This is a genomic window from Methyloceanibacter marginalis, from assembly GCF_001723295.1.
Lineage (GTDB): Bacteria > Pseudomonadota > Alphaproteobacteria > Rhizobiales > Methyloligellaceae > Methyloceanibacter > Methyloceanibacter marginalis.
In genome coordinates this window covers 1-1,131 of the sequence record NZ_LPWD01000403.1, presented here as the reverse complement: position 1 = coordinate 1,131, position 1,131 = coordinate 1, and the positions used below count along the sequence as shown (strand labels likewise).

The 1,131-nt window shown below is 64.5% G+C and carries 3 protein-coding genes; 2 read left to right on the top strand and 1 reads right to left on the bottom strand.

The annotated features are described in order from the left end of the window. Nucleotides 1-19: 19 nt before the first annotated feature. Nucleotides 20-208: a cupin domain-containing protein gene (locus AUC71_RS18885; protein WP_141701712.1), complete on the top strand. Its 189-nt coding sequence runs from the start codon at nucleotides 20-22 to the stop codon at nucleotides 206-208. A gap of 57 nt (nucleotides 209-265) precedes the next feature. Here AUC71_RS18885 and AUC71_RS13645 read toward each other — a convergent pair whose 3' ends face one another. After that, nucleotides 266-736, bottom strand: coding sequence for a DUF6790 family protein (locus tag AUC71_RS13645; RefSeq protein WP_069624680.1), 471 nt, complete (start codon nucleotides 734-736; stop codon nucleotides 266-268). Between the two features lie 208 nt (nucleotides 737-944). Here AUC71_RS13645 and AUC71_RS13640 point away from each other — a divergent pair. Then, nucleotides 945-1,131 (top strand): DUF6582 domain-containing protein (locus tag AUC71_RS13640; protein WP_342021866.1); only part of this gene is annotated, 187 nt, incomplete at its 3' end.

Here is a 1,131-nt window from a genome sequence, read left to right as displayed (position 1 = left end):
GATTTGATGAGCGCCGGGCTTGCGCCTGGAGCGCATCGTCTCGACCGGTCAGGCGACGGCGGAAGGCGATTGGTACGATCAGGCTTGGGACGAGTTCGTGGTCCTCGTGTCGGGCGCGCGCGCTTGCGGATCGAGGGTGAGGACGAGGACCGCGCGCTTGAAGCCGGCGACTGGATCCTGCTCCCGGCGCATTGCCGCCATCGCGTGACCTGGACACAAACGGCACCGCCGGCCGTCTGGCTGGCGATACACTACGAGGATGCGCTCAGCCGCCGCGAAGCAGAAGCAGAATGAACAATGTCAGGGGGGTGAGGATATCCCACCAGAAGATGGGACCTGCATTGTTGATGGCGAAGTTTTTCCGCCGCACCATGTCTACGACGTGGACGGCCGCCGCGCTCCACAGGAAGCCAGCCGCCATGACCGCCATCGCCCAGGCCGCTTCCGGCCCGAGGGCCGACGCGGCCAGGGCGCCAAGGCCGATGCCGAGATTGGCGCCGGCGATCTCCTTCTGAAACGGGCTCGGCGCCCAACCGATGGATTGCGCCACGCGCTCGGAGAAGGCCGCGTGCGACAGCGCCGCCCACAGACTGGGCAGGCCAAGCCCGAGGGACAGCATCCATTGGAGCAGCGGCGACAGCTCAGGACTGCCGAAGGGCTGTTTGACGTCAAGAAATCCAAGGACGAGCGCAGCGGCGTAACAGAGGGCAGGGAAGGCGGAGATGAGAGTCTGCATTTTGGCCCTCCAGCGCTTAGAATCGCGGGGCGAATGATCGCGGATGTGTGCCTTGAAGGCAAGAAAGACGCGCCTGGCACTCTGGGACCGCTCAAAGTTTCGGAAAAGCGCGCGAAGCTCGCGGTCTTTCGGCTAATCGGAGCGAAACCTTTCGCCCCTAGTGTCCGTTCGTTCTGTTGCCACAGCCCTTAGCGAGGAGACTGAGACGATGCAGACGACTTGGCAGCCCCATACGGAGCACGGCGACCTGACGACCAGAAGCGATCTGCCGGAGAGCGTGTTCGCCTTTCCCGAGCAACGCAAGGAGCCGCTGACTGACGCGTCGCATGTACGCAACGCGCTCGCGCGGTTCGACCAAGTGGAAGGCGTCTCCGACGCCGACCGCGATCTGGCCT